This is a genomic window from Rhodococcus sp. R1101, assembly GCF_000278445.1.
Classification (GTDB): Bacteria; Actinomycetota; Actinomycetes; order Mycobacteriales; family Mycobacteriaceae; genus Rhodococcus; species Rhodococcus gordoniae.
In genome coordinates, this window is the sequence record NZ_AJVB01000977.1 from 1 (window position 1) to 339 (window position 339).

The 339-nt window shown below is 67.3% G+C and carries 1 protein-coding gene; it reads left to right on the forward strand.

All coding sequences use genetic code 11. The annotated features are described in order from the left end of the window. Window positions 1-339, forward strand: a 339-nt coding sequence (locus R1101_RS0125575; protein ID WP_016935883.1) for a fumarylacetoacetate hydrolase family protein, incomplete at both ends; no start/stop codon positions are given.

Below are 339 nucleotides of genomic sequence, written 5' to 3' on the forward strand. Positions count from 1 at the left end.
GCAACTACGCCGCGCACGCGGCCGAGTTCGGCAGCGATGTCCCCGACGAGCCCATGATCTTCCTCAAGCCCAACACCTCGATCGTGGGGCCGGGAGCGCCCATCGTGATTCCACCCTCCACCTCGCTCGTCCATCACGAGGCGGAACTTGCGGTGGTCATCGGCCGCCCCTGCAAGGACGTTCCCGCCGCGAAGGCGCGGGAGGCGATCCTCGGGTACACGATCGCCAACGACGTGTCCGCTCGCGACCATCAGCGCACGGATGGCCAGTGGGGTCGCGCCAAAGGGTACGACACCTTCTGTCCTCTCGGGCCGTGGATCGAGACCGACATCGACGCCT